We start from the raw sequence: 24,787 nt of genomic DNA, 5'->3' as shown, positions 1-24,787 counted from the left end.
TAAGTTTTATAGGTTTAAAGTAAAGCTTAAGCTTTAGGTTTTTTAGCTCCGTATTTAGAACGGCTTTGTTTACGGTCTGTAACACCAGCAGTATCTAAAGCACCACGAACTACGTGATAACGAACCCCTGGTAAATCTTTAACACGTCCACCACGAATAAGAACAACACTATGTTCTTGTAAGTTATGTCCGATACCTGGGATATAAGCTGTAACTTCAAGCAAGTTAGACAAACGTACACGAGCATATTTACGTAACGCTGAGTTAGGTTTTTTAGGAGTCATTGTTCCCACACGAGTACACACACCACGCTTTTGAGGTGAGCTAGTATTTGTTGCTGCTTTTTTGAAGCTATTGTAACCTTTGTTTAAAGCTGGAGAATCCGACTTATCCATTTTCGCTTTACGAGGTTTACGCACTAATTGGTTAATAGTAGGCATTGAATTATTTCCTCCTTCCTTATTATCTTTCTAGGTCCACACATCCAGGCGGTTCATATTTAGCAAAAAAATATATGCTGCGTTATGCAACCTTAATCTGGCTATGTTTCTAATTGATAACCCTTGTACCAGTCAGAACGACTGATAAACAGGAATCTGTGTACAAAAGCACCTTAGAAAGCATACCATGTTTTTCCTTTTTTTGTCAACATTTTTCTATTTATTTTCTAAAATTTATGCAACTACTATTTTTGCTAATTTCAATGGCTTCAAATTTAATAGCCTATTTAAAACAGATTGCCTTTTTTTACGTATAGTTCTAGTACCACAAAAATTAAAGGAGGCATTTTAATGCTACACATTTTCTCTCTATTTCTACTCTGGTTTGTCGGCTGCTGTCTAGGCTCTTTTTTTATGGTTATAGGAACAAGAATCCCAATTCATCAATCCATCATTGTTCCGCGTTCTCATTGTCCAAATTGCCAAATCCCGCTTCATCCCTATCAATTAGTTCCTTTAATTTCATATTTTGTTCAAAAAGGACGCTGCGTGACTTGCCGGATTAAGATACCTTTTTTATATCCGATAATTGAAGGTCTTTCTGGATTTTGTTACTTGGTCGCTTATTTAAGCTTCGGCCATTCTCCAACTCAATTTAGAATCATCCTACTATTAATTAGCTTTAGTTTGATTTTTATTGTTAGTGATATTTTTTATCAATTATTACCTGATTCAATTATGTTCTGTTTTTTCTGCCTAACTATTCTAGTTCAGATTAGAAACTTTCCCACTCACTTCCTTGGTGGGTTTAGTTTATTTAGTTTATTTTTTCTGGTTGCTTACTTATCACCTGACGGAATCGGTGGAGGTGATATAAAATTAGCAGGCGTACTAGGTTGGTTACTAGGTTTCAAATTAGGAGTTCTAGCCATTCTACTGGCTTGCTTAGCAGGTTTCACTTATTTTTTATTTTTATTTAATTATAAAAAAGCGGACTTAACAACTAAAGTACCTTTTGCTCCTTTTATCTTGTTTGGTGCATTAATTGCTTACTTCGTTACAAATCAAAGCTTCCTGGCGACTATTTTTTAAACAAAAAAGTACGAAAAACCCTCTAGGATAAGGGGATTCTCCGTACTTGTGTTAGTTATCTATTCAGCTGAAGTGTCAACTGTATCGTTGATACTATAAACATTTTCACTAACTACACCAATGCTTTTTGGTTCCATATTGCGATATTTCGCCATTCCGGTACCAGCAGGGATGATTTTACCAATGATAACATTTTCTTTCAGACCTAGTAATGGATCACGTTTTCCGCGAATTGCCGCATCCGTTAAGACACGAGTTGTTTCTTGGAATGAAGCTGCTGATAAGAAACTGTTTGTTTCTAATGAAGCTTTTGTGATTCCTAGCAAGACTGGACGTCCAGTTGCTGGCACATCGCCTGCTACTAGGGTCTTCAAGTTTTTATCTGTAAATTCACTGATATCCATCAATGTTCCTGGTAAGATGTCTGTTGAACCTGGGTCCATAACACGAATCTTACGTAGCATTTGACGAACCATTACTTCGATATGTTTATCGCCGATTTCTACCCCTTGCATACGGTAAACTTTTTGTACTTCACGCAATAGGTAGTTTTCAACAGATAATACGTCACGAACACGCAATAATTGTTTAGGATCAATAGAACCTTCAGTTAACGCTTCTCCACGGTGAATGTAATCACCTTCAACTACTTTAAGACGAGCAGTGTAAGGAACTGGGTAACTACGAGTATCTGTTGCTCCTTTAATTGTAACTTCTTTCGTACGTTCAGCAGCATTTTCTTCAATGACAATGACTTCACCAGTAACTTCAGTGATGACAGCTTGCCCTTTTGGATTACGCGCTTCAAAGATCTCTTGAATACGAGGAAGACCTTGAGTAATATCATCTCCGGCAACCCCACCTGTATGGAAGGTACGCATTGTTAACTGAGTACCTGGCTCACCGATTGATTGAGCGGCAATTGTTCCAACTGCTTCTCCAACTTCAACCTCAGAACCTGTTGCAAGGTTACGACCATAACAATGTTTACATACACCATGTTTAGTGTTACATGTAAAGACTGAGCGGATTGTAACTTTTTCGATACCAGCATCGATAATTTCTTTAGCGATATCTTCAGTAATAATATTATTTTCAGTAATGATTTTCTTGCCTGTTTCCGGATGGAAGACAGTCTTACGAATATAACGGCCAAGTAAACGTTCTTCCAATGGCTCGATAACTTCATTACCTTCTTTAATTGCTGCAATATCTAAACCACGGTCAGTTCCACAATCTGTTTCACGAATGATAACATCTTGTGCCACATCAACCAGACGACGAGTCAAGTAACCTGAATCGGCAGTCTTAAGGGCTGTATCGGTCATACCTTTACGAGCTCCATGGGTAGAGATAAACATTTCTAAGACAGATAATCCTTCACGGAAGTTCGAAGTGATTGGTAATTCCATGATTTGACCATTCGGAGCCGCCATCAGTCCACGCATACCAGCAAGCTGAGTAAAGTTGGAGATGTTACCACGGGCACCAGAGTCACTCATCATGAAGATTGGGTTTTTAGCATCTAGACTTTCCATCAGTTTGATCTGAATGGGATCTTTCGCTTTATTCCAAATCGCAATAACACGTTCATAACGCTCTTCATCAGTGATTAAACCACGTCTGAATTGTTTCGTTACGTTATCAACTTGATTATGAGCATCATCTAAGACTTCTTGTTTTTCGTGTAAAACAACGATATCCGCAATCCCTACTGTAATCCCTGCACGAGTAGAATGTTTGTAACCTAAATCTTTCATTCTATCTAACATTTTAGAGGTTTCAGTAATATGGAATTTCTTGAAGACTTCGGCAATGATATTTCCTAAGTTTTTCTTTTTAAATGGCAAGATTAAGTCTTGTTTTTTAATATGAGCAGGAATATCTGTTCCAGCTTCAACAAAATACTTGTCAGGTGTTGAATCTTCTAAGTTAAAGTTTGTCGGCTCATTTAAATATGGGAACTCTGGCGGCATGATTTCATTGAATAATAATTTCCCAACTGTGGTAATTAAAATTCGTTCTTTTTGCCAATCAGAGAATGGTTTTTCAATTGGGTGATTTGACTCACGATAAATATTATCTGTTTGAACACCAATTCTTGAATGCATATGCACATAACCACTTTGGTAAGCTGTAATGGCTTCAGTCAAGTCTTTGAAGACCATTCCTTCACCTTCGCGTCCCTCTTCTTCCATAGTTAGGTAATAGTTACCTAATACCATATCTTGAGAAGGAGTTACTACTGGTTTACCATCTTTAGGATTCAAAATGTTTTGAGCAGCTAACATTAACATACGTGCTTCTGCTTGCGCTTCATCACTTAATGGTACGTGAACCGCCATTTGATCTCCATCGAAATCGGCATTGTAAGCTTCACAAACAAGTGGATGCAAACGAATTGCACGACCATCAACTAATATCGGTTCAAATGCTTGGATACCAAGTCTGTGTAATGTAGGCGCCCGGTTCAATAGAACTGGATGCTCACGAATAACATCTTCTAAGACATCCCAAATTGCTTCGTCTTGACGATCAATTTTACGTTTTGCATTTTTAATGTTATTAGCTAGTTCACGTTCTACCAACTCTTTCATAACGAAAGGTTTGAATAGTTCGATAGCCATTTCTTTTGGTAAACCACATTGGTACATTTTTAAATTTGGTCCTACAACGATAACGGAACGACCAGAATAATCGACACGTTTACCAAGTAAGTTTTGACGGAAACGACCTTGTTTCCCTTTCAACATATGTGAAAGAGATTTTAATGGACGGTTACCTGGTCCAGTTACTGGACGGCCACGACGACCATTATCAATCAAAGCATCTACCGCTTCTTGAAGCATACGTTTTTCATTTTGAACGATAATGTTTGGTGCATTTAAATCTAATAAACGTTTCAAACGATTATTACGGTTAATTACACGACGATATAAATCATTCAAATCACTTGTTGCAAAACGTCCACCTTCTAATTGAACCATTGGGCGCAAATCAGGAGGAATAATTGGAACAACATCCATAACCATCCAGCTAGGGTCATTTCCAGAATTACGGAACGCTTCTAAAATATCTAGGCGACGAATTGCGCGCGTACGTTTTTGACCTTGAGCAGATTTCAATTCTTCTTTTAATTCAGCAACTTCTTTTTCAAGTTGAACATCTAAAAGTAATTGTTTAATCGCTTCAGCTCCCATTGCTGCTTGGAAACCTTGACCATATTGCATACGTTTTTCGCGATATTCTCTTTCAGTTAATAACTGTTTCTTCTCTAATGGTGTGTCACCGGGTTCGATAACAACATATGAAGCAAAATAAATGATTTCTTCTAACGCACGTGGACTCATGTCTAAAACAAGTCCCATACGGCTTGGAATTCCTTTAAAGTACCAGATATGAGAAACTGGTGCTGCTAATTCGATATGTCCCATGCGTTCACGACGAACTTTTGAACGTGTAACTTCAACGCCACAACGATCACAGACAATCCCTTTATAACGGATTCGTTTGTATTTACCACACGCACATTCCCAATCTTTTGAAGGTCCGAAAATGCGTTCACAGAACAAGCCATCACGTTCTGGTTTTAGTGTGCGGTAGTTAATGGTTTCTGGTTTTTTTACTTCCCCATAAGACCAGCTACGGATCTTGTCTGGTGATGCTAAACCAATTTGCATATTTTCAAAATTATTAACGTCTATCAAGGGGCCTACCTCCCTTTAATTATTAGTTGAGCTGCCCTATCTGCTCGAATATTTATCAACCAAGCGGGTGACTTTAATTTGTTAGTAAACTCTCGTCCACATGCAAATTAAAGTCTACTTGGTGCAATCAATCTTGCTTAGTTTTCTTCGTTTGCTAGTCTTTCTTTTTCAGCTGCTTCAGCACGGATTTTTTCTTGCTCTTCAGCATATTTGCTTAAAGCATCAATGTTGACAACATCATCATCATCATCTAAATCACGTAACTCGATTTCTTCATCATTAGCATCCAATACTTTCATATCCAATCCTAAGGCCTGTAACTCTTTAACTAATACGCGGAAGGATTCAGGAACTCCTGGTTTAGGAATTTTTTCACCCTTAACGATTGCTTCATAAGTTTTCACACGACCAACAACGTCATCTGATTTGTAAGTTAAGATTTCTTGCAAGGTATAAGCTGCCCCATACGCTTCCAGTGCCCAAACTTCCATCTCTCCGAAACGTTGTCCACCAAATTGAGCTTTACCACCCAATGGTTGTTGTGTAACTAGTGAGTAAGGTCCAGTTGAACGAGCATGTAACTTATCATCAACCATGTGGGCTAATTTAATCATATACATAATTCCAACTGAAATACGGTTATCAAATGGTTCTCCTGAACGTCCATCATACAAAATAGTTTTTGCATCATTGGCCATACCAGCTTCTTGAACAGTTGCCCATACATCTTCTTCACTTGCTCCATCAAAGACTGGTGTTGCAATGTGAATGCCTAGCTGACGAGCAGCCATTCCGATGTGTAATTCAAGTACTTGTCCAATATTCATCCGTGAAGGTACCCCAAGTGGGTTTAACATGATATCAACTGGTGTGCCGTCTGGTAAATAAGGCATGTCTTCTTCAGGCATAATGCGTGAAACGACCCCTTTATTTCCGTGACGTCCCGCCATTTTATCCCCTTCATTGATTTTACGTTTTTGCACGATATAAACACGAACTAACATGTTTACACCTGGAGATAATTCATCTCCTGCTTCACGTGTAAAGATCTTAACATCATGAACAATTCCGCCGCCACCATGTGGTACACGAAGTGATGTATCACGAACTTCACGTGCTTTTTCACCAAAGATTGCGTGTAGTAAACGTTCCTCAGCTGATAATTCTGTCACTCCCTTAGGTGTAACTTTACCAACTAATAAATCGCCATCGCGTACTTCAGCACCAATTCGGATAATTCCGAATTCGTCTAAGTCTTTCAAAGCATCGTCTCCGACGTTTGGAATTTCACGGGTAATTTCTTCAGGTCCTAATTTTGTATCACGTGCTTCCGATTCATATTCTTCAATATGGACAGAAGTGTACACGTCATCTTTAACTAGGCGCTCACTCATGATGATCGCATCTTCATAGTTATACCCTTCCCAAGTCATGAAGGCTACTAAGACGTTTTGGCCTAGAGCCATCTCGCCATTTTCCATTGAAGAACCATCTGCTAGAATTTCGCTAGCGTCAACACGGTCACCTAAAGCTACGATTGGGCGTTGGTTGTAACAAGTCCCGGCATTTGAACGACGGAATTTAGTGATTGAATATTTATCTAACGCACCATTATCTTGACGAATACGAATTTCTTTCGCATCAACATATTCAACTACTCCAGGATTGCGACAAATTAATGCAGCACCTGAATCATGAGCTGAGATATATTCCATCCCTGTTCCAACAAGTGGAGCTTGTGGGTGAATCAAAGGTACAGCTTGACGTTGCATGTTGGCTCCCATTAGGGCACGGTTACTATCATCGTTTTCCAAGAAAGGAATACATGAAGTCGCAACTGCAACTACCTGTTTAGGAGAAACATCCATATAATCGACACGGCTAATTGGTACTTCTAAGTTTTCAGAGATAAAACGAGCCATTACAATATCACTTTCAAAGCTACCATCTTCTAATAAGACTGAGTTTGCTTGCGCTACAACATAATGATCTTCCTCATCAGCAGTCAAGTAATCGATGTGTTTCGTTACTTTACCTGTTTCGCGATCAACACGACGATAAGGCGTTTCAATGAAACCAAATTTATTAATTTTTGCATAACTAGATAGGCTGTTAATCAGTCCGATATTCGGACCCTCAGGTGTTTCAATTGGACACATACGGCCATAATGGGAATAATGTACATCTCGTACTTCATATCCAGCACGGTCACGTGTTAATCCACCAGGTCCTAAGGCTGAAAGACGACGTTTATGCGTCAATTCACCAAGCGGGTTGGTTTGATCCATGAACTGAGACAGTTGTGAAGAACCAAAGAACTCTTTGATTGCTGCTACAACAGGACGAATATTAATCAATTGTTGTGGCGTTACAGTTGCTACATCTTGAATAGACATACGTTCACGAACCACACGTTCCATACGAGATAAACCAATACGGAATTGATTTTGTAGTAATTCTCCAACTGAACGAATACGACGATTACCTAAATGATCGATATCATCTACGTTGCCGATTCCTTCTTGTAAGTTAAAGAAGTAACTCATTGATGAAATGATGTCAGCAGGCGTTACGTTTTTAATATCTGTTGAAACATCACCATTTCCAATTACATTAACGATGCGATCTGGATCTTTTGGTGAAACAACTTGTACCACTTGAATTGTGAAAGGCTCTGGAACAACCCCTTCATCAGATGGATAAAGTGTTACACTATTAATTCCAGCATCGATAAATGGACTTAATTTATTGATCATATCACGATCTAATAACGTACCTTTTTCAGCAATAATTTCTCCTGTTTCAGGATCAATTAATGTTTCTGCTAAAGTTTGGTTAAATAGACGTGTTTTTAGATTTAATTTTTTGTTGACTTTATAACGACCAACATTGGCTAAATCATAACGTTTTGGATCAAAGAAACGAGCATTTAACAGACTTCTTGAACTATCTGCTGTTTTAGGCTCACCTGGACGTAGACGCTCGTAAACATCTTTCAAGGCTTCTTCAACACGTGAATCATTGGCATTTTTGTGTAGGTCTTTTTCTAAGGTTAAACGTAGGCTTTCATTGTCACCGAAGATTTCTAGAATTTGATCATCTGATCCAAATCCTAAAGCACGAACTAAAACAGATAAAGGAATTTTACGCGTACGGTCAATACGAACATACGATAAATCTTTTGCATCTGTTTCATATTCTAACCATGCGCCACGGTTAGGAATAACTGTCGAACCAAATCCTTGTTTCCCGTTTTTGTCGACTTTACCATGGAAATAAACCCCTGGTGAACGAACTAATTGAGAAACGATAACACGTTCAGCTCCATTGATAATGAACGTTCCCATATCTGTCATCAGTGGGAAATCACCAAAGAATACTTCTTGGTCTTTTACTTCGCCTGTTTCTCTATTTTGCAGACGTAACTTCACATGCAATGGTGCAGAGTAATTTGCGTCATGACTTCTAGCTTCTTCAACAGTGTATTTTGGGCTGTACAACTGATAATCAACAAATTCTAATGATAGGTTTCCAGCGAAATCTGCGATTGGAGAGATGTCTTTAAACATTTCACGCAATCCTTCATCTAGGAACCATTGGTAGGAATCAGTCTGTATTTCAATTAAGTTTGGAAGTTCTAAAACCTCGCTGATTCGTGCAAAACTTCTTCGTGTGCGGTGTTTACCGTAATTTACTAAGTGGCCTGCCAACCTATTCACCCCTCAAAACATATTTACATATACTAAGCAACAATCGCCAAAAACGAAATATTACAAATGAGTTACGAATGTTAAAATTCGTTAACAAAACTCTTTTTTTGCTATTTTTTGGCAAAAAAAAACCAAAAGATCCGTGACATTTTAAACTTAAAATTCACATTTTCTTTTGTTTCTTCCTTTAAAAACTCGCTCTGGACAATATTTCAGGACGAATTTCATGCTACTGAGTACAGTATTCGCATTAAAATAGTATACCTGTAATTCGCCTAACTGTCAATAGTTGATATTGAGCTACAAATTAAAAAAATTTCATCCTTCAGAAAGATTCTGAAAGGATGAAATTTCCCTACTACTATTTATTTTTTTGCAAGGCTTGGCTATGCCAATCACCCTCTGGTAAATAAAGACTATGTTGAGCAAATGAAGCATCATTATCTATACGATAAGGATAACAATACACTTCGAGTTTTTCATCAAATAGTTGAGTTTGTTCATTGTATAGCCAAACCGTTACAACTTTCCGTTCATATTCATTTTCTGGATGGTTAGAACCATAATAATTTTCTAGTGTATCTAATTCTTTTAGCGTTGGATGAAAATCACATAATTCAAACACTTCCCCATATACCCAGTCATCTCCCACTAATAAAGCCGGATAACCTTTTTCCGTTAAATGATATAGCTCCCCTTTAATTCTGGCTCTCCTTGGTTTGCCCATGACTTTTCCAGCTAAATATAGCTGATAGTTAAAAAGCCCCTCCATTAAACTTCCATAAGTAAACAGTGGACGTGGTTGTTCTTCTTGCATTAGTGAATGGCACCTCCAACGGCTTTTAAGTCCGCTTTTCCATCATATTCGACAATCGCTGAAATTGCTGCGGTCAGTCCCTTAGTAATATCTGGCAAACTCATATAAGGTTGATTCGCTTTATCTAAAACTTGTGCTGGAATAAAAGGCACGTGAATAAAGCCACCTTTAAGATTAGGGTATTCTTTTTCAATCAAGTATTGAACTTGATACATAATATGGTTACAAACAAATGTCCCCGCTGTATTTGAAACACTGCCTGGAATTCCTGCTTCTTTAATCGCTGTTACCATTGCTTTAATTGGTAATTGAGTAAAGTAAGCCGGTGCTCCATCTGCTTGAATGACTTCATCAACGGGTTGATTGCCTTCATTGTCCGCAATTCTAGCATCATCAATATTAATTGCAACTCGTTCTGGCGAGACAGTAAAACGTCCACCTGCTTGCCCGATATTTAGGACAACATCTGGTTGGTGTTCTTCAATTGCTTTTTTAACGACTTCTGCTGCTTTTCCAAAAACAGTCGGAATTTCTAATTGAATGACTTCTGCACCATTAATAACTGGCGCTAACCCTTTAACAGCTTCTAGAGCAGGGTTAATTGGTTCGCCACCAAATGGATCAAAACCTGTAACTAAAATTTTCATTTCGTATTCTTCCCTTCTGTAGTTCATTCTATTGATTCAAGATTTTAATTTAAATTTTAACACTAAAACGCCCAGAAATACATTAAAACGACATGAACCACTAACATAATTATAGCTAATGGAGCTTGAGCTTTTATAACAGCATTTTGATCTTTGATTTCTAGCAAAGCCACTGGCAAAGCATTGAAATTAGCCGCCATCGGTGTTAATAATGTTCCACAGAAACCTGCTGTCATCGCTAAAGCCCCTGCAATGACTGGATCCGCTCCTTGAGCAATAACAAATGGTACACCAATTCCTGCTGTAATAACTGTAAAGGCTGCAAAACCATTCCCCATAATCATTGTAAAGATCATCATACCTAAACAGTAAGCAATAACACCAATTAAACGATTACCCTCTGGAACAAATCCAGAAATACCGTTTGAAATCACCGTTCCCACACCAGCTGCATTGAAGATTACGCCTAACGCTGCTAATAATTGTGGCAAAATCCCTGTCGTTCCAACTTGTTGAATCATACGATCTGTATCATCTAAAACAACTTTAGGTTTTGCTTTAGTAATAAACATTGCAACAACTAAAGAGATGACTGCTGCAATTCCAATTCCAATTTGTCCAGATAAAGGACCAAATGGAGCTGTCTGAGCCACAATAACTGCCACTAACGCTAGAACTAAACAGGGAACAAACACAAGATTCCCTAGTTTTCCTGCCGCCTGCTCAGATTCTTTTTCATTTAAATCTGCCACTTTTCCTAACCTAACTTGTTTAAATAGAGTTAACACACCCATTAACAAAATAATGATGCCATCAACTATAAATGGAATATAGTTTCCAGCTCCGAAAACAACTCCTAATAACAGCCAAAAAGCAGCTGTGCCTATACGAGCCGGATTTGTTTGATCACGGAAAGCTCGAACAGCTGTCATAATTAAGATTAAACCAATTAATATATACCTGAATAATTCATACTTTTAATTAAAACCATGTGAAACTGCCTCACGGCAGCTTACAATTACTTTTTCATCTTCACCCGTTAAGTGATGAAAAAAGAACCCCTTTCTGCTATGGTTAAAGTGACTAAACCAACCAAAAGAAAGGAGTTCTTCTAATGACTAGCTTACACAAAAACCAAGTAAAATTCAATTCAAATATCACTATTTCTCATACAGGTGGTCAATTATCGAGTGATTCGGGTCTCGTCCTAGTGAAAGAGCTGATGAACACCTTCGGTTTTTCTGAACTGGCTAAGCAACACATTCACATTGAAGACGAACGAGCATATTTTACTCATGACAACTTATCCATACTTGAGCAGTTCATTATGCAATTAATTGCTGGTTACTCAGCTGATTCTGCAGCTAATCTCCTGAGACAAGATCCTGTGTTTAAAGCTGTTTTAGATAGGAAAGAACTCGCTTCTCAATCTTCACTTTCTCGATTTTTAGATCGACTATCTGAGGAGAATATCCATGAACTTCAAGCTTTGAACCAAGAACTTATTGATAAAGCACGCCTCATCCGTAATGATACGGAATTAATCATTGATTTAGATTCGACCCATTCAGATACATTTGGTCACCAAGAACAAACGGATTATAATACCCACTACCAAACCTATGGTTATCATCCATTGGTAGCTTTTGACGGATTGACTGGTGACTTCTTAAAAGCTGAACTACGTTCAGGAAATCAATATACATCAAAAGGCGTAAAGGAGTTTCTCACACCTTTATTAGAGCACTATAATCACTCTCTACCAAACACTGACATCTTGGTTCGTGGAGACAGCGGGTTCGCTACACCTGGTGTGTATGATTCGTGTGAATCAAAAAAGAGTCATTATGTTATTCGACTGAAGAATAATCGTAGACTAGGTCAAATAGCTGAGAAATCAGTACTTTATGGCGATAATCAAAAGTGGGAAGAACGAGAAGTTCAGTACTTCTCCACCACTTATCAAGCACAATCCTGGTCACAAAGTCGTCGCGTGTGTATACGCTCAACACGTGAAGCGGGCGAACTACTCTTTCGACATGAGTTTATCGTGACGAATCTATCAGAAAATGTTTCTCCTGATACCATCTTTTCTCTCTATGCCAAACGTGGCACAATGGAGAACTTCATTAAAGAAGCGAAAGCTGGCTTTTACTTTGACAAGACAGACAGTCCTCGCTTTTTGGAGAATCATGTCCGAATGATGCTCAGCTTGATAGCTTACAACTTAGTCAACTTCTTAAGAACGATTGGCTTTGAGGAAGTCCAAAAGGGAATGACCATTCATTCTATTCGATTGAAGTTTCTGAAAGTTGCTGGGAAATTAGTCCAAACGGGTAGACGAGTCTATCTCAAATTATCTAGTTATCATGTGTATCAGAATGAATTCTACAGGGTCTTTGCTCGCCTGAGGCGAGCCAGTCAATGGATCTAATCCAACAATCTAACGATTTTTTTACTGGGAAGTTATCCAGGGAGAAGTATGCTCAAAATGCCTTACACCCAAAATTTATTCCTCAATATTTTTGAACAGTGAATGTTTGAAGTAACTTTTTAGTCAAAATCAGTTGATAGGGATATTAGTGATACATATTTCAATAAAATGTACCAAAGAATTAAAGCTATGAATTATTCAGGATATAAAAGAATTCTAAAATAGTACTTGCAAAATTTTCCATATTCTAACGCTCCCCCTTTTCTTTAGAGGCTGCGCCGACATTTACGCCATATTTTTTAGCCATCTTTTTATCAAAAATCATATTATAAATTGCTACCATTACTAACATAATCAACGCAACAGGAACTGATGCTAATGCAATCGAAACATTCGAAACTTCATATCCTAATGAATCAAATGTCGTCTGAATAAGCAATACTCCCGCCGCTGCAATAAACGTATTTTGGGCAAAAAAGTTTCCGAAATTTTCTGTTGCCGCTGCCCGAGCTTTTATTTTATCCTGATCTTCTTCACTCACGTCACCATATTTATTAACTGCTGCTGCTTGAGCCATTGGATTTACAATTGGACGAATAAATTGCGTCTGACCTTGCACACGAATAGAAAGCGTTCCTGCAATTTCTCGAATAATCATATAGATTGTCAAGAATCTACCCGGTGTTAAATTTTTAATTTTTTCAATAATCACGACGGCTTGCTGACGTAACCCAAACCGTTCTGACAAACCAATCATTGGCAATGTCAATAAAAACAAAGTAACTAATCGATTTGAAACAAATGCCTCTCCTAATAATGCCAAAAACTCAGTGAATGAAATCCCTGAAACTAAAGCTGTCGCCAATGCTGCAACTAAAACAACAGCAATGGTATCAAATTTAAAAATAAATCCAACTAAAATAATTAAAATACCAATCAATTTAATAATTTCCACTTTTTTCTCCCCTTATTTTTTTATTTTCCTCATTATACACTACCTAACTAGCAATGTTAATTACTTTTTAATGATAGCATCTATTCATTTAACCCACAAAAAAAGTCAACAAAAACTTTTTCAAAGTTCGTGTCGACTTTTTATTCTTTAATTTACTTGTTTAATACTTTGAATAATCCAGTAGCCTTTATCTTTAGCAATAATCTCAGCGTTGCCAAAAGTTTCTTCCATTTTCGCTTTTGCAGATGGCGCTCCTTGTTTCTTTTGGATTACAACAGTTAAGCTGCCACCCACTTTTAAATAATGATACGCTCCGGTCAAAATACTATGAACAACTTCTTTTCCTGCCCGAATTGGTGGATTACTAACAATCGCTGCAAAATCTTTGCCTTTCACCTGATCATATACATCAGACACATGAATATCGACTGTTGAAATCCGATTATTTGACGCGTTTTGTTTTGCCAAACCCAAGGCACGTTCGTTGACATCAACCATTTCAACTTGTCGTTCTGGATCTGCTTTAGCTAGTGACAACCCCATTGGACCGTACCCACATCCAACATCTAGTATTGGACCATCTACTAATTCTTTCAAATCAAGCGTTTCAATTAGCAATCTTGAACCAAAATCAACTGTCTTTTTCGAAAAAACCCCTTGATCTGTAACAAATTTAAACTCATGACCTTTTAGCGTATACGTCCATGCTACTTCTTTCGAGACAGCGGACGGTTTATTTGTATAATAGTGATCTGCCATTTTGCGCTATTCCTCGTTTCCTTTTCATTTACTCTTTTCTATTCTACACTTTTTCAGCACAACTTCCTACTTTATCTGTTAAATCAACTGAATTATTTTTGCCAGAATTGCTCTAATTCTGTACTAACTTCTTTTGTATTCGTTACTCGTTTCGCATTGCTCCAATGTTCTGGAAACAGCATCTGATATCTAGTTGAATGAAACCTTTGATCTAGTAACAGCACAACACCTTTGTCACTACGACCTCTTATGACTCTCCCCGCTGCTTGCAAAACCTTATTCATTCCTGGAATTTGATAGGCATATTGATATCCTTGACCATTTTCATGGTCGTAGTATTTTTTCACTAAATCTTGCTCTACATTTAATTGCACCAAACCCACACCTATGATTGCTACGCCAATTAAACGTTCACCTTTTAAATCAATTCCTTCAGAAAAAATTCCACCTAACACACAAAACCCAGCCAAACTCTCGGATGGGTTATCTTGAAAACTCGCTAAAAAAAGTTCTCGCTCGCTTTCATCCATCATAGACTCTTGAATAATAGTCTTAAATTTAGGATATTTTATTGAAAACTGTGTATATACTTGATCTAAATAGTGATAAGAAGGAAAGAAGAAAAGATAATTCCCATTTTTTCCTTCTATCAATGCCGCTAAACTATCAATAATCGGTTCAATACTCGAATCCCGATTTTGATATTTCGTATCGACATAATCTGATACTAACAGCAATTGTTTTTCAGGAGCAAATGGTGAAGGCAATTGGTAACACAAAGCTTCCTTTTCACCTCCTAAAATCTGTGAAAAATAAGACATTGGCGATAATGTAGCCGAAAATAAAATAGAGGCTTTCCCCATTTTTAAAGTTTGGTTTAGTAAATAAGAAGGATTTAAGCACAACTGTTTAATCGTGACTTCGAAACCTTTGACCTGAATATAAGTAACGTATCGTTCGTCATAGAGTTCAGAAATTTTCAAATAGGTTAAGGCTTCAAAATAAACAGCTAACAATTCCCCTTGTACTTCAGATTGCATATTTAATGGTAACCAAATTTTCGCTGCTTCTGTAAATTTCCATACGTGATTTAAAAAAGTATCTGCAGGTTCAGTTTGAATTAAGAATTCACGTCCCTCACAATTTTTCTTAAAGGCAGCTAAATCTTTATCTAGTCGGTTAACTGCTCTTAAAAGTTTTTTATCTTCATCTTGATTCTGTAATGCCTTTTTCAGTTGGTGGATCTTGCTACGACTCAAACTAGCTGAAAACATCGATTTTGAACGCTCAACTAAATTATGCACCTCATCAATTAAAAACACATAATCATTTTTTTCTTCTGTAAAAAAACGTCTTAGATAAACGACTGGATCAAATAAATAATTATAATCACAAATAATTGTATCGCACCATAAACTAACATCTAAAGATAACTCAAAAGGACAAATAGTGTATTTACGCGCGTAAGTTTCAATCACATCACGAGTTAATTGATTTTCTTTTGTTAACAGATCAAACATCGCTTCATTTAAACGGTCATAGTAACCTCTAGCATAAATACAATGATCCGGGTTACAAATTCGCTCATCTAAAAAACAAATTTTATCCTTAGCTGTTAACGTGACACTTTTTAACTGCAGACCCTTTCGTTCCATTTCAGAGACAGCATCTTCTGCTACTTGACGTGTAATTGTTTTGGCTGTTAAATAAAATAATTTTTCTGCTTTTCCCTCACCAATTGCTTTAATACTTGGAAACAGCGTTGACATTGTTTTCCCAATACCAGTCGGTGCTTCACAAAAAAGCTCTTGTTCAGTCAAAATTGTTTTGTAAACTGCTACAGCTAACTCTCGTTGTCCGTTACGATAGCTGCCATAGGGAAACTCTAACTCTTTAATGGATTGGTCCCGTAGTTTTGTCCAATTATCTTTAAAAATAATCCAGTCTTCATACTTTTTTAAAAGATCATCAAAAAAATGGATTAACTCTTTTCTAGTCCAAACTTCTTGCGTTTTTGTCAGTTCTTCAGTTAGCGTTTGGAAATAACTTAACTGTAAACAAACCTCATCTAGATCTTCCTCCTGACAAAGTAAATAGCCGTAGCATTTTAATTGTCCCCAATGTAAGGCTTGTTCAGCTTCATTCAATAAATCAAATGGTGTTTCCGAGGTTTTTATTTCATCAATCAAGACTGGTTGATTTTCTTCACGAACAATTCCATCAAGTCGCCCTTCAATAGTATATTCTTTCTGATTTAACATCCTTTTCGTTTTTAAAACAACCTCTGCTTGATAGTTTTCACCAGCAGCTTTTTGGATTTTTTTATGAATACGCGTACCTTCAATAGCCGTATGGGCGGAACTGGTAAAACGTTGATCAATGCTACCTTTGCGCAAAATAAAACTAACTAATTGACGCACAGCAATTTTTTCTTTCACCATAGTTCACACCCCTTTTCAAAATACTCTGACTCCATTATAGAACATACATTCCCATAAAGATATAAAAATTTCAAGGCACTAGGACAGTCAGATTACTTTGATTAAATCTTAGACAAAATCTATTTTACAAAAAAAAGACTAAAGATTTTTCTCCTTAGTCTTTTCCTACTGCTTATTTAATATAATGTCGGAACCAAACCGCCATCTACTCGCAAAGCTGCTCCATTGATAGCACTAGCCATCGGACTACTTACAAAAACTACCATCCGTCCAATTTCTTCTGGTGCAATAAATTTCTGAATTAAAGAGTTAGGTCGATTTTCTTTCATAAAACGTTGGCCTTTTTCAACCAATGTTTCATTGCCGCCAGGAAACCAATTTTCCAGCATCTCAACAACTCCTTCAGTCATTGTCGAACCAGGCATCACTGTATTCACAGTAACTTTACTGCCTTGGGTCAACTTTGCCAATGTTTTAGACAGCGACAGTTGCATCGTCTTCGACATACTATATTGCGGCATTTCTGCATCTGGCATCACAGCTACTTCACTAGCAATAAACAAAATGCGCCCCGCATCACGCTCTAGCATCTGAGGTAAATAATAGCTTGCTAAACGATTGCCGCTTAAAACATTTACATCAAAATAATGTTGCCAATCTGCATCAGTTAACTGAAAATAATCAGAATTGGTAAAAATCCCTAAATTATTAACTAAAATATCCACTTTTGGAAAAGCATCCGTCATCTGTTTTGTACCCTCTTGAGTCGTGATGTCGAATGGCGCAGCAGATGGATTCGTCATTGGATACGCCGTTTTTATTTCCGCAACAACTTCATTAACCGTCCCTGTACTTCGACCATTAACAATGACATCAACACCTTCTTTAGCAAGTTCAAATGCAATTGCTTTGCCAATTCCTTTTGTAGAGCCTGTAACTAATGCTGTTTGTCCTTGTAAATACATATCCATTTGGTTTCCTCCATTATTATTCAGACTATCTATTTTTATTCCAGTAGATTCCCATTGATTTATTCTGATTAAAAATCAAAATTATCAGGATCTGGCCCAATTCGATGATTTTCATTTAATTGTTGAATTTGTTGCATGTCTTTTTCAGATAAATTAAAATCAACTATATCTTTATTTTGTGCTAAACGCTGTTCATTTGTTGACTTAGGAATAGTGATCACTCCATTTTGTAAATCCCAACGTAGAATTACTTGAGCAGCCGTTTTCCCGTGTCTTTCTGCAATTGCTAAAATAACCGGATTCGTTAAAATTTCACCATTCATCAGCGGCGACCATGCTTCCATTTGAATATTATGTTGCTTCAAGTAATTTTGCAACTCCAACTGTGTTAATTTAGGATGGTACTCGACTTGATTAATCACAGGTTTAATTGATGTTTCTGCAAATAATTCTTCTAAATGGTGAATTTGGAAATTGCTGACACCAATACTCCGAATTTTTCCATCTTGATAAAGTTCTTCCATTTTTTTCCAAGTCGGAATAAATTTACCTGATACTGGCCAATGAATTAAATATAAATCTAAATAATCTAAGCCTAGTTTATCCAAACTGACTTGATAAGCTTTTTCAACTTCTTCAAAACCCATATCAGCTGTCCAGACTTTCGAAGTGACAAATAGCTCTTTTCGAGAAATACCTGCTGCTACAATCCCTTGACGAATCCCTTCACCAACTGCCTCTTCATTTCCATAGATACTAGCTGTATCAATACTGCGATAGCCTTGAACAATCGCTATTTTAATTGCCTCAACCAACTCTGCGTGGTCTTCTACACGAAAAACACCTAGGCCAATCCACGGCATGTTTACCTCGTTGTTTAATGTAACTTGATTCTCAAAATTAATGTTCATTTAAAATTCCTCCATGAAAATGATTTACTTTTTTTTAGTATAGGTTTACTATATACCTAACACTTTCAAATAGGAAGTAGGTACTTTATTGTGCTATAGGTACCAAAAAGTACCTATACAGAGACTAAAGAAATGAGTGAAGAAGATGAAAACCATTACGTACAATATCGGTGTTGAGGCAACAATTGATGTGATTGGCGGGAAATGGAAGCCAATTATCTTATGTCATTTGAAACATGGAACCAAACGGACTTCTGAATTAAAACGATTAATGCCGTCTATAACCCAAAAAATGCTCACACAACAATTACGTGAATTAGAAGCAGATGGTGTCGTAACCCGAATCGTTTACGAACAAGTCCCACCTAAAGTTGAGTACTCTTTAAGTAGCTACGGTCAATCACTAGCACCTGTTTTAGAATTACTTTGTCTATGGGGTGAGAAACACATTGAACAACGCGTCTCTCTTTACCAAGAAGACATTGTGTTGGAAAATACTGAATTAACTTAAATTTAAAATTCCTATCGACTAGAAAGAATCTGGTCGATAGGAATTTATTTTATCGTTTAATATATTCTGATTTTAAGCAAATTTTTTGATACTCTTTTGTACAAACTAAATCAAATGCTAGGCGACCTATTTCTGATAATTGTAAATCGATAGTAGAAATCCCCATCGCTTCACTTACATACATATTCGATTGCCCAATCACTTGAACTGTAAGCCCTTTTCGTTGGAATACTTGAAAAATCGCCACTGCCGTCTCATCATTGTTTGTAAAAACTACTTCTGGAACATCTTTCAGTTGACTAAAATAGTCGCCCGCTATAATCCCACCCGGACCATCGTAACAATTATCAACTAAATAATCTGGGTTTAACGGACCAAAGTTTTTTTGATATGCCTCAAAAGTTAATCTGGCACTGTTACTGATCAGCTGGCTACGACCTAAAGTTAACGCTATTTTATTTTTTCCTTGCGCCTTTAATTCAGCAAAAACTTGATTATAAGCTGCTAATCGATCCACATAAACACCGGACACAAGATAATCCCCTGTATCTTCACAACAAACAATCGTCCCATATTTTGTAAATTTTTCAATTTCAGCCATTTCATGAACTCTAGATGTCACAATAATACCGTCAAAGCGTTTATTTTTCAGCTGAGTGAAATAATATTTTTCTTTAGCTTTATCATAATTACTTGGCAACAATGTCACCATATACCCTTTTTCAAACGCATTTTCTAATATTCCATTAATAATCTGATCAAAATAAATAAGACTAATCGCTGGAACAATTACACCAATCGTCTTCGACTCCCCTGATTGCAGATCTCTCGCTTGGCTATTCGGAGCATAATCATGTTCCGCAATAACTTTTAAAATGCGTTCTTTTTTCTCTTCTGAAACATAAGGATGCTGATTTAAAACACGCGAGACTGTCGAAACCGAACAACCAGACAACTTAGCGATATCTTTAATATTCAACTTCAATCACAGCCCTTCCACTTCTTTGGTTATTCTAAGTATAACCAAAGAGGACACCATAACCAAGTTTTAATTAAACCAATTGTCCAGTTGGAACAAAATAATCTTTTAAAATAAAATTTGCAATAACCGGAATAAATAAACTTCCATTCTCAACAATATGAATCAATTGATTTTCAAGAGTCAATGTCACTTTACGGACACCTTCTTCTTCACCTAAATTAATCTCTTTAATTTGATTCGATTTAACGATGCAGCTATAACCGTGTTCAAATACCGACTTCTGTTGAATATGAATTTGATCTTCCACTAATTTCAACTCCACGTAACAATATCTTAACCCTTCACTATCTATCACTTCAATAATACCTCTCATATTATCTCTCCTCACATATCATTCTGTTAATTTTATCTTACAGTATGAAATGCTTCCCAGGTCAAGAGATATCTTTTCTGTTTCTCCTATGTATTTTTTTACATAAAAAAGAGGAGACTTTGGTTTCCCAAAATCTCCTCTTTAAATTTATTTAATTAACTATTCCGCCTTGTTTAACAAAGCCTTCCTAGCTTTTAAAAAAATTATTTAACTGTTACAGAAGCTCCAACTTCTTCTAATTGAGTTTTAAGAGCTTCAGCGTCATCTTTAGATACGCCTTCTTTGATTGGTGCAGGAGCGCCATCAACTAGTCCTTTAGCTTCTTTCAAGCCAAGGCCTGTAGCTTCACGAACAACTTTGATAACTTTAATTTTTTGGTCTCCAGCAGCAGTTAATTCTACTGTGAATTCTGATTGCTCTTCAGCAGCAGGACCAGCAGCGCCAGCAGCAGCTACAGGAGCAGCAGCAGTTACGCCAAATTCTTCTTCGATTGCTTTTACTAAATCGTTTAATTCTAATACTGTTGATACTTTCAAATCAGCAATGATTTGTTCAATGTTTAATGCCATTGTTATGTTCCTCCATTAGTGGTTATATTTTTTTGTTTTTTGATTAACTTGCAAGTAAGAATAAGGGCTTAAAATTAAGCAACTTCTTCTTCTTTTTGTTCTGCAACTGCTTTGATAATAAGAGCAGTATTTCTGACTGGAGCTTGTAGTACTGATAATAGCATTGAAAGTAAACCTTCGCGATTTGGTAGTTTCGCAAGTGCTTCGATTTCTTCTTTAGAAGAAACTTTTCCTTCAATAATACCACCTTTAATTTCTAAAGCTTCTGCTTTTTCAGCGAAGTCATTGATAATTTTTGCAGGTGCGATAACATCTTCATTACTGAACGCTACTGCTGTAGGTCCTTTGAAAACATCACCTAAACCTGGTAGGTTAGCTGCTTCAGCCGCGCGACTTAAAATTGAGTTTTTAATAACTTTCATTTCAACGCCTGCTTCACGTAATTGTTTACGTAACTCAGTGACTTGGTCAACTGTTAAACCACGGTAATCAACGATAACAACTGATGCTGCATCAGTAAATTTTACTGTTACATCTTCAACGATTGCTTGTTTTTTAGCGATAGCTGCTTGACTCATGTTAGAATTTCACCTCCTGGTAGATTGTCTGGAACTCGTGATTCAGAAATTAGATTGTTCCTTTATATAAAGTGTAGGTCGATTGTTTATTTCCTTACAACAAGTGTAGCTCTATACTCAATCTTCTTACAAGATTTAACAAGGGGACAACTCTCATTTCATTCGTCTTGTGCTTTTCATCATCTATTCTGTCTCGCAAAGCGAGCCAATCATAATGATTCAAAGCAAAAAGCCCCATGTCACCTTAGACATAGAGGGATAGTTGTATGCTTTCACATATATTCATCCTCGGCAGGTATTTTAAGGCTTACGCCACCTACTGTCTTCGGTAATATTTATTAACCTAAATGATTGTACCAAGTACAATCATTTAGGTCAAGCTATTTTTTAATTAAAATGAACCTTGGTCAACTTTTACGCCAGGACCAAAAGTTGTTGTAACTGTAATATTTTTGATGTATTGTCCTTTAGCAGAAGACGGTTTAACTTTCAACATTGTATCGTTGATTGTTTTAAAGTTTTCTACTAATTTAGCATCATCAAATGATACTTTACCGATTGGAGCTTGTACGTTACCAGCTTTATCAACGCGGTAAGTTACTTTACCTGCTTTGATTTCGTTAATAGCTTTAGTAACATCCATAGTTACAGTACCAGTTTTAGGGTTAGGCATTAAACCTTTAGGTCCTAACACACGTCCAAGACGACCAACTTCTGCCATCATGTCAGGTGTAGCAACGATAACGTCGAAATCGAACCATCCACCACTGATTTTTTGTACAAGATCAGATTCACCTACGTAATCTGCGCCTGCAGCTTCTGCTTCTTTAGCTTTATCGCCTTTAGCGAATACTAATACACGTTGAGTTTTACCTGTTCCGTTTGGAAGAACAACTGCACCACGAATTTGTTGGTCAGCTTTCTTAGGGTCAACACCAAGTCTATAAGCGACTTCTACTGTTGCATCAAATTTAGCAAAATCAATTGATTTTACTAAAGCAACTGCTTCTTCTACTGAATAAGCTTTTGTAACATCAACTTGCTTCGCAGCAGTTTGATATTGTTTGCTTTTTTTAGCCATGTTCTTTTTCCTCCTTGATTGTGGTTATAACGGTTTTACCTCCCACTTAATCCTCATATCTAATTTATTAGTCTATGAGCGATACTGAGAAGCCTGGTTGAAGATTAGTCCTCGATTGTGATACCCATGCTTCGTGCAGTACCTTCGACCATACGCATTGCAGATTCAACAGATGCAGCGTTTAAGTCGGGCATTTTTGTTTCAGCGATATCTCTAACTTTATCGCGTTTAACTGTCGCAACTTTTTTAGTATTTGGTTCACCAGAACCAGATTCAATACCAGCAGCTTTTTTAAGTAAAACAGCAGCAGGTGGTGTTTTTGTAATAAATGTAAATGAACGATCTTCATATACAGAGATTACTACTGGAATAATTAGTCCAGCTTGGTCAGCAGTACGTGCATTAAATTCTTTACAGAATCCCATGATATTTACTTGTGCTTGACCTAATGCAGGGCCTACCGGTGGAGCTGGATTTGCTTTACCTGCAGGGATTTGCAATTTAACTAACTTAACAACTTTTTTAGCCACGAGACATACCTCCTTGATTGAGTCCGTGATGTGGTTAATGGGGTTAATATTTCCCCTCCCACTTTCTTACATACGTTAAAACGTACCTAAACAATATAGCAGATTCTATTTAACTTTGCAATCTTTTTTCCAAAAACAAAAAATAACCATCTACTATACACTCTTGGCAATTGAATAGATGGTCATCCTCATTTTAATTACTAGCTACCATCTTTTGAACGGCTCTACTTTATAAGGAATCATGTTAACGCACGATTTCTTTTTCACTTTGAGTATTCCATTTCAAAACTGAATCAGTTTTAGTCCTCTTTCCATAAAAATTGGGTCACAGCTTGGTCAACTGCTTGATTTTCATGCAATAAACTATGAGCAGCTTTTAAACCCGTAAAGGTCATTTCACGATAATCCGCGACCTTCCCTTCAAATATAAATCGAGCTGATAAGGCACTAGCCACCGATACCGACCCATCACTTTTTGTACCATCTTCCTTATCTCCAGCAATAGACAACACAGCTAAATCAACTGGTAGATTATCACGTAAGTTCATGAAATTCTGATACCGCTCTGTTGCCATTAAAGGACCTTCGTCTGTCAAATCAAAATCTGTTACACCATCTGCCCCAATTTCTAATCCATTGATTGGCGCTCCAATCAAAACAAGCTTATCCAGGCTAGGGTAACTTACATCCTGCCCAAATTTAGTTATATAATTTGTCAAACTAACGCCACCCATAGAATGACCAACAGCATTTAGCGTTTCGATACCGTAATTGGTTTTCAATGATTGAAAGAGCTCCTGTAACCACCAACTTTGGTTTTCTTCAGTGCTTTTATTGTCGCTAAACAGTACTTGAATCAAGGGGTTTTTAGCCTTGGAATCATACTCCCCTTCATAATGAATGCTTGCATCAGGATCAATCGTTGCAACAAGAGATGGGGTACCTTCCTTATCTTGACTAAATCGTTTAATCATCCCTCCAAAAGAACCTTTTCCACCACTGTAACCATGAACAAAAATAGTTGGAACATTCAACATTGGCTCAGATTCAGCCGATGGACTAGCAGAATCTGCAGAGCTTGCGGTGTCTTTTTCTACTATACTTTTTTTAGCTGGTAGTGTCGGCTGATTTTTTGGTGGACTGAACCAAAAGTAAGCACCGCCGATTAAGACGACTAAAAGAATCAATCCCACGAGACTAAGAACTATTTTTTTCATCAACTTCCCTCCTATACGAAATATATAGAAAAAAGAGACGTGAGCATAACCCACAATCTCTT

General features: G+C 37.0%; 21 protein-coding genes and 1 other annotated feature. Of the genes, 3 read left to right on the top strand and 18 right to left on the bottom strand.

Going from position 1 to position 24,787, the window contains the following annotated elements; all coding sequences use genetic code 11:
• Nucleotides 1-26: 26 nt before the first annotated feature.
• Complete coding sequence (rpsL, locus tag BR77_RS11780) at nt 27-440, bottom strand: 30S ribosomal protein S12 (protein WP_010052037.1); 414 nt, start codon at nt 438-440, stop codon at nt 27-29.
• Nucleotides 441-791: 351 nt separating this feature from the next.
• Here rpsL and BR77_RS11775 point away from each other — a divergent pair, with 351 nt between their 5' ends.
• Complete coding sequence (locus tag BR77_RS11775; protein WP_015077776.1) at nt 792-1,532, top strand: prepilin peptidase; 741 nt, start codon at nt 792-794, stop codon at nt 1,530-1,532.
• Nucleotides 1,533-1,591: 59 nt separating this feature from the next.
• On the opposite strand, the gene rpoC is transcribed toward BR77_RS11775, so the two are convergent.
• The 5 genes from rpoC to BR77_RS11750 all read right to left on the bottom strand — a co-directional run bounded on the left by rpoC (nt 1,592) and on the right by BR77_RS11750 (nt 11,369).
• On the bottom strand, nt 1,592-5,239 hold the full coding sequence (gene rpoC / locus BR77_RS11770; protein WP_035065124.1) for a DNA-directed RNA polymerase subunit beta': 3,648 nt from the start codon (nt 5,237-5,239) through the stop codon (nt 1,592-1,594).
• Nucleotides 5,240-5,376: 137 nt separating this feature from the next.
• Nucleotides 5,377-8,958 carry a DNA-directed RNA polymerase subunit beta gene (gene rpoB, locus BR77_RS11765; RefSeq protein ID WP_119906970.1) on the bottom strand — a complete coding sequence of 1,194 codons (3,582 nt, stop codon included), beginning with the start codon at nt 8,956-8,958 and terminating at the stop codon, nt 5,377-5,379.
• A 352-nt stretch (nt 8,959-9,310) separates the two neighbouring features.
• A complete protein-coding gene (locus BR77_RS11760) occupies nt 9,311-9,766 on the bottom strand; it encodes a gamma-glutamylcyclotransferase family protein (RefSeq protein ID WP_015077780.1) in 456 nt (151 codons plus the stop codon).
• Nucleotides 9,766-10,413 (bottom strand): pyroglutamyl-peptidase I, encoded by a 648-nt coding sequence (gene pcp / locus BR77_RS11755; RefSeq protein WP_015077781.1) that lies wholly within the window; start codon nt 10,411-10,413, stop codon nt 9,766-9,768. Before pcp ends, BR77_RS11760 begins: the two co-directional genes overlap by 1 nt.
• 62 nt (nt 10,414-10,475) lie before the next feature.
• Entirely contained in the window at nt 10,476-11,369 is an 894-nt protein-coding gene (locus tag BR77_RS11750; RefSeq protein ID WP_051926717.1) for a DUF979 domain-containing protein, read from the bottom strand.
• Between the two features lie 158 nt (nt 11,370-11,527).
• Here BR77_RS11750 and BR77_RS11745 point away from each other — a divergent pair, with 158 nt between their 5' ends.
• Nucleotides 11,528-12,847 carry an IS1380-like element IS1678 family transposase gene (locus BR77_RS11745; RefSeq protein ID WP_015075518.1) on the top strand — a complete coding sequence of 440 codons (1,320 nt, stop codon included), beginning with the start codon at nt 11,528-11,530 and terminating at the stop codon, nt 12,845-12,847.
• A 247-nt stretch (nt 12,848-13,094) separates the two neighbouring features.
• Here the strand turns inward: BR77_RS11745 and BR77_RS11740 are convergent, their stop codons facing one another.
• The 5 genes from BR77_RS11740 to BR77_RS11720 form a co-directional block, all read right to left on the bottom strand.
• Nucleotides 13,095-13,802, bottom strand: coding sequence for a DUF969 domain-containing protein (locus tag BR77_RS11740; protein WP_035065117.1), 708 nt, complete (start codon nt 13,800-13,802; stop codon nt 13,095-13,097).
• A 147-nt stretch (nt 13,803-13,949) separates the two neighbouring features.
• Nucleotides 13,950-14,561, bottom strand: coding sequence for a class I SAM-dependent methyltransferase (locus BR77_RS11735; protein ID WP_015077786.1), 612 nt, complete (start codon nt 14,559-14,561; stop codon nt 13,950-13,952).
• A gap of 92 nt (nt 14,562-14,653) precedes the next feature.
• Nucleotides 14,654-17,002, bottom strand: coding sequence for an ATP-dependent DNA helicase (locus tag BR77_RS11730; RefSeq protein WP_015077787.1), 2,349 nt, complete (start codon nt 17,000-17,002; stop codon nt 14,654-14,656).
• Between the two features lie 176 nt (nt 17,003-17,178).
• Nucleotides 17,179-17,973 (bottom strand): SDR family NAD(P)-dependent oxidoreductase, encoded by a 795-nt coding sequence (locus BR77_RS11725; protein ID WP_015077788.1) that lies wholly within the window; start codon nt 17,971-17,973, stop codon nt 17,179-17,181.
• A 68-nt stretch (nt 17,974-18,041) separates the two neighbouring features.
• Nucleotides 18,042-18,884, bottom strand: a complete 843-nt coding sequence (locus tag BR77_RS11720) for an aldo/keto reductase (protein WP_035065114.1) — start codon at nt 18,882-18,884, stop codon at nt 18,042-18,044.
• A gap of 145 nt (nt 18,885-19,029) precedes the next feature.
• Between BR77_RS11720 and BR77_RS11715 the strand changes: the two genes are divergently transcribed.
• On the top strand, nt 19,030-19,395 hold the full coding sequence (locus BR77_RS11715) for a winged helix-turn-helix transcriptional regulator (RefSeq protein WP_010052024.1): 366 nt from the start codon (nt 19,030-19,032) through the stop codon (nt 19,393-19,395).
• Nucleotides 19,396-19,444: 49 nt separating this feature from the next.
• Here BR77_RS11715 and BR77_RS11710 read toward each other — a convergent pair whose 3' ends face one another.
• From BR77_RS11710 to BR77_RS11680, 7 genes are all read right to left on the bottom strand, one after another.
• The gene (locus tag BR77_RS11710; RefSeq protein WP_015077790.1) at nt 19,445-20,380 is read right to left on the bottom strand and encodes a LacI family DNA-binding transcriptional regulator; all 936 of its coding nucleotides are present in this window, start codon (nt 20,378-20,380) and stop codon (nt 19,445-19,447) included.
• Between the two features lie 67 nt (nt 20,381-20,447).
• On the bottom strand, nt 20,448-20,750 hold the full coding sequence (locus BR77_RS11705) for a hypothetical protein (protein WP_010052022.1): 303 nt from the start codon (nt 20,748-20,750) through the stop codon (nt 20,448-20,450).
• A 203-nt stretch (nt 20,751-20,953) separates the two neighbouring features.
• Entirely contained in the window at nt 20,954-21,319 is a 366-nt protein-coding gene (gene rplL / locus BR77_RS11700) for a 50S ribosomal protein L7/L12 (RefSeq protein ID WP_010052021.1), read from the bottom strand.
• 74 nt (nt 21,320-21,393) lie between these two features.
• A complete protein-coding gene (gene rplJ / locus BR77_RS11695; RefSeq protein ID WP_010052019.1) occupies nt 21,394-21,897 on the bottom strand; it encodes a 50S ribosomal protein L10 in 504 nt (167 codons plus the stop codon).
• A 216-nt stretch (nt 21,898-22,113) separates the two neighbouring features.
• Nucleotides 22,114-22,244 (bottom strand) — a sequence feature (ribosomal protein L10 leader region).
• Nucleotides 22,245-22,288: 44 nt separating this feature from the next.
• Complete coding sequence (gene rplA / locus BR77_RS11690) at nt 22,289-22,978, bottom strand: 50S ribosomal protein L1 (protein ID WP_010052018.1); 690 nt, start codon at nt 22,976-22,978, stop codon at nt 22,289-22,291.
• A 104-nt stretch (nt 22,979-23,082) separates the two neighbouring features.
• Nucleotides 23,083-23,508 (bottom strand): 50S ribosomal protein L11, encoded by a 426-nt coding sequence (gene rplK, locus BR77_RS11685; RefSeq protein WP_015077792.1) that lies wholly within the window; start codon nt 23,506-23,508, stop codon nt 23,083-23,085.
• 299 nt (nt 23,509-23,807) lie between these two features.
• Nucleotides 23,808-24,725, bottom strand: coding sequence for an alpha/beta hydrolase (locus tag BR77_RS11680; protein WP_015077793.1), 918 nt, complete (start codon nt 24,723-24,725; stop codon nt 23,808-23,810).
• Between the last annotated feature and the right edge of the window lie 62 nt (nt 24,726-24,787).

This window comes from Carnobacterium maltaromaticum DSM 20342, from assembly GCF_000744945.1.
Lineage (GTDB): Bacteria > Bacillota > Bacilli > Lactobacillales > Carnobacteriaceae > Carnobacterium > Carnobacterium maltaromaticum.
This window is presented reverse-complemented; position numbering and strand designations above follow the sequence as displayed.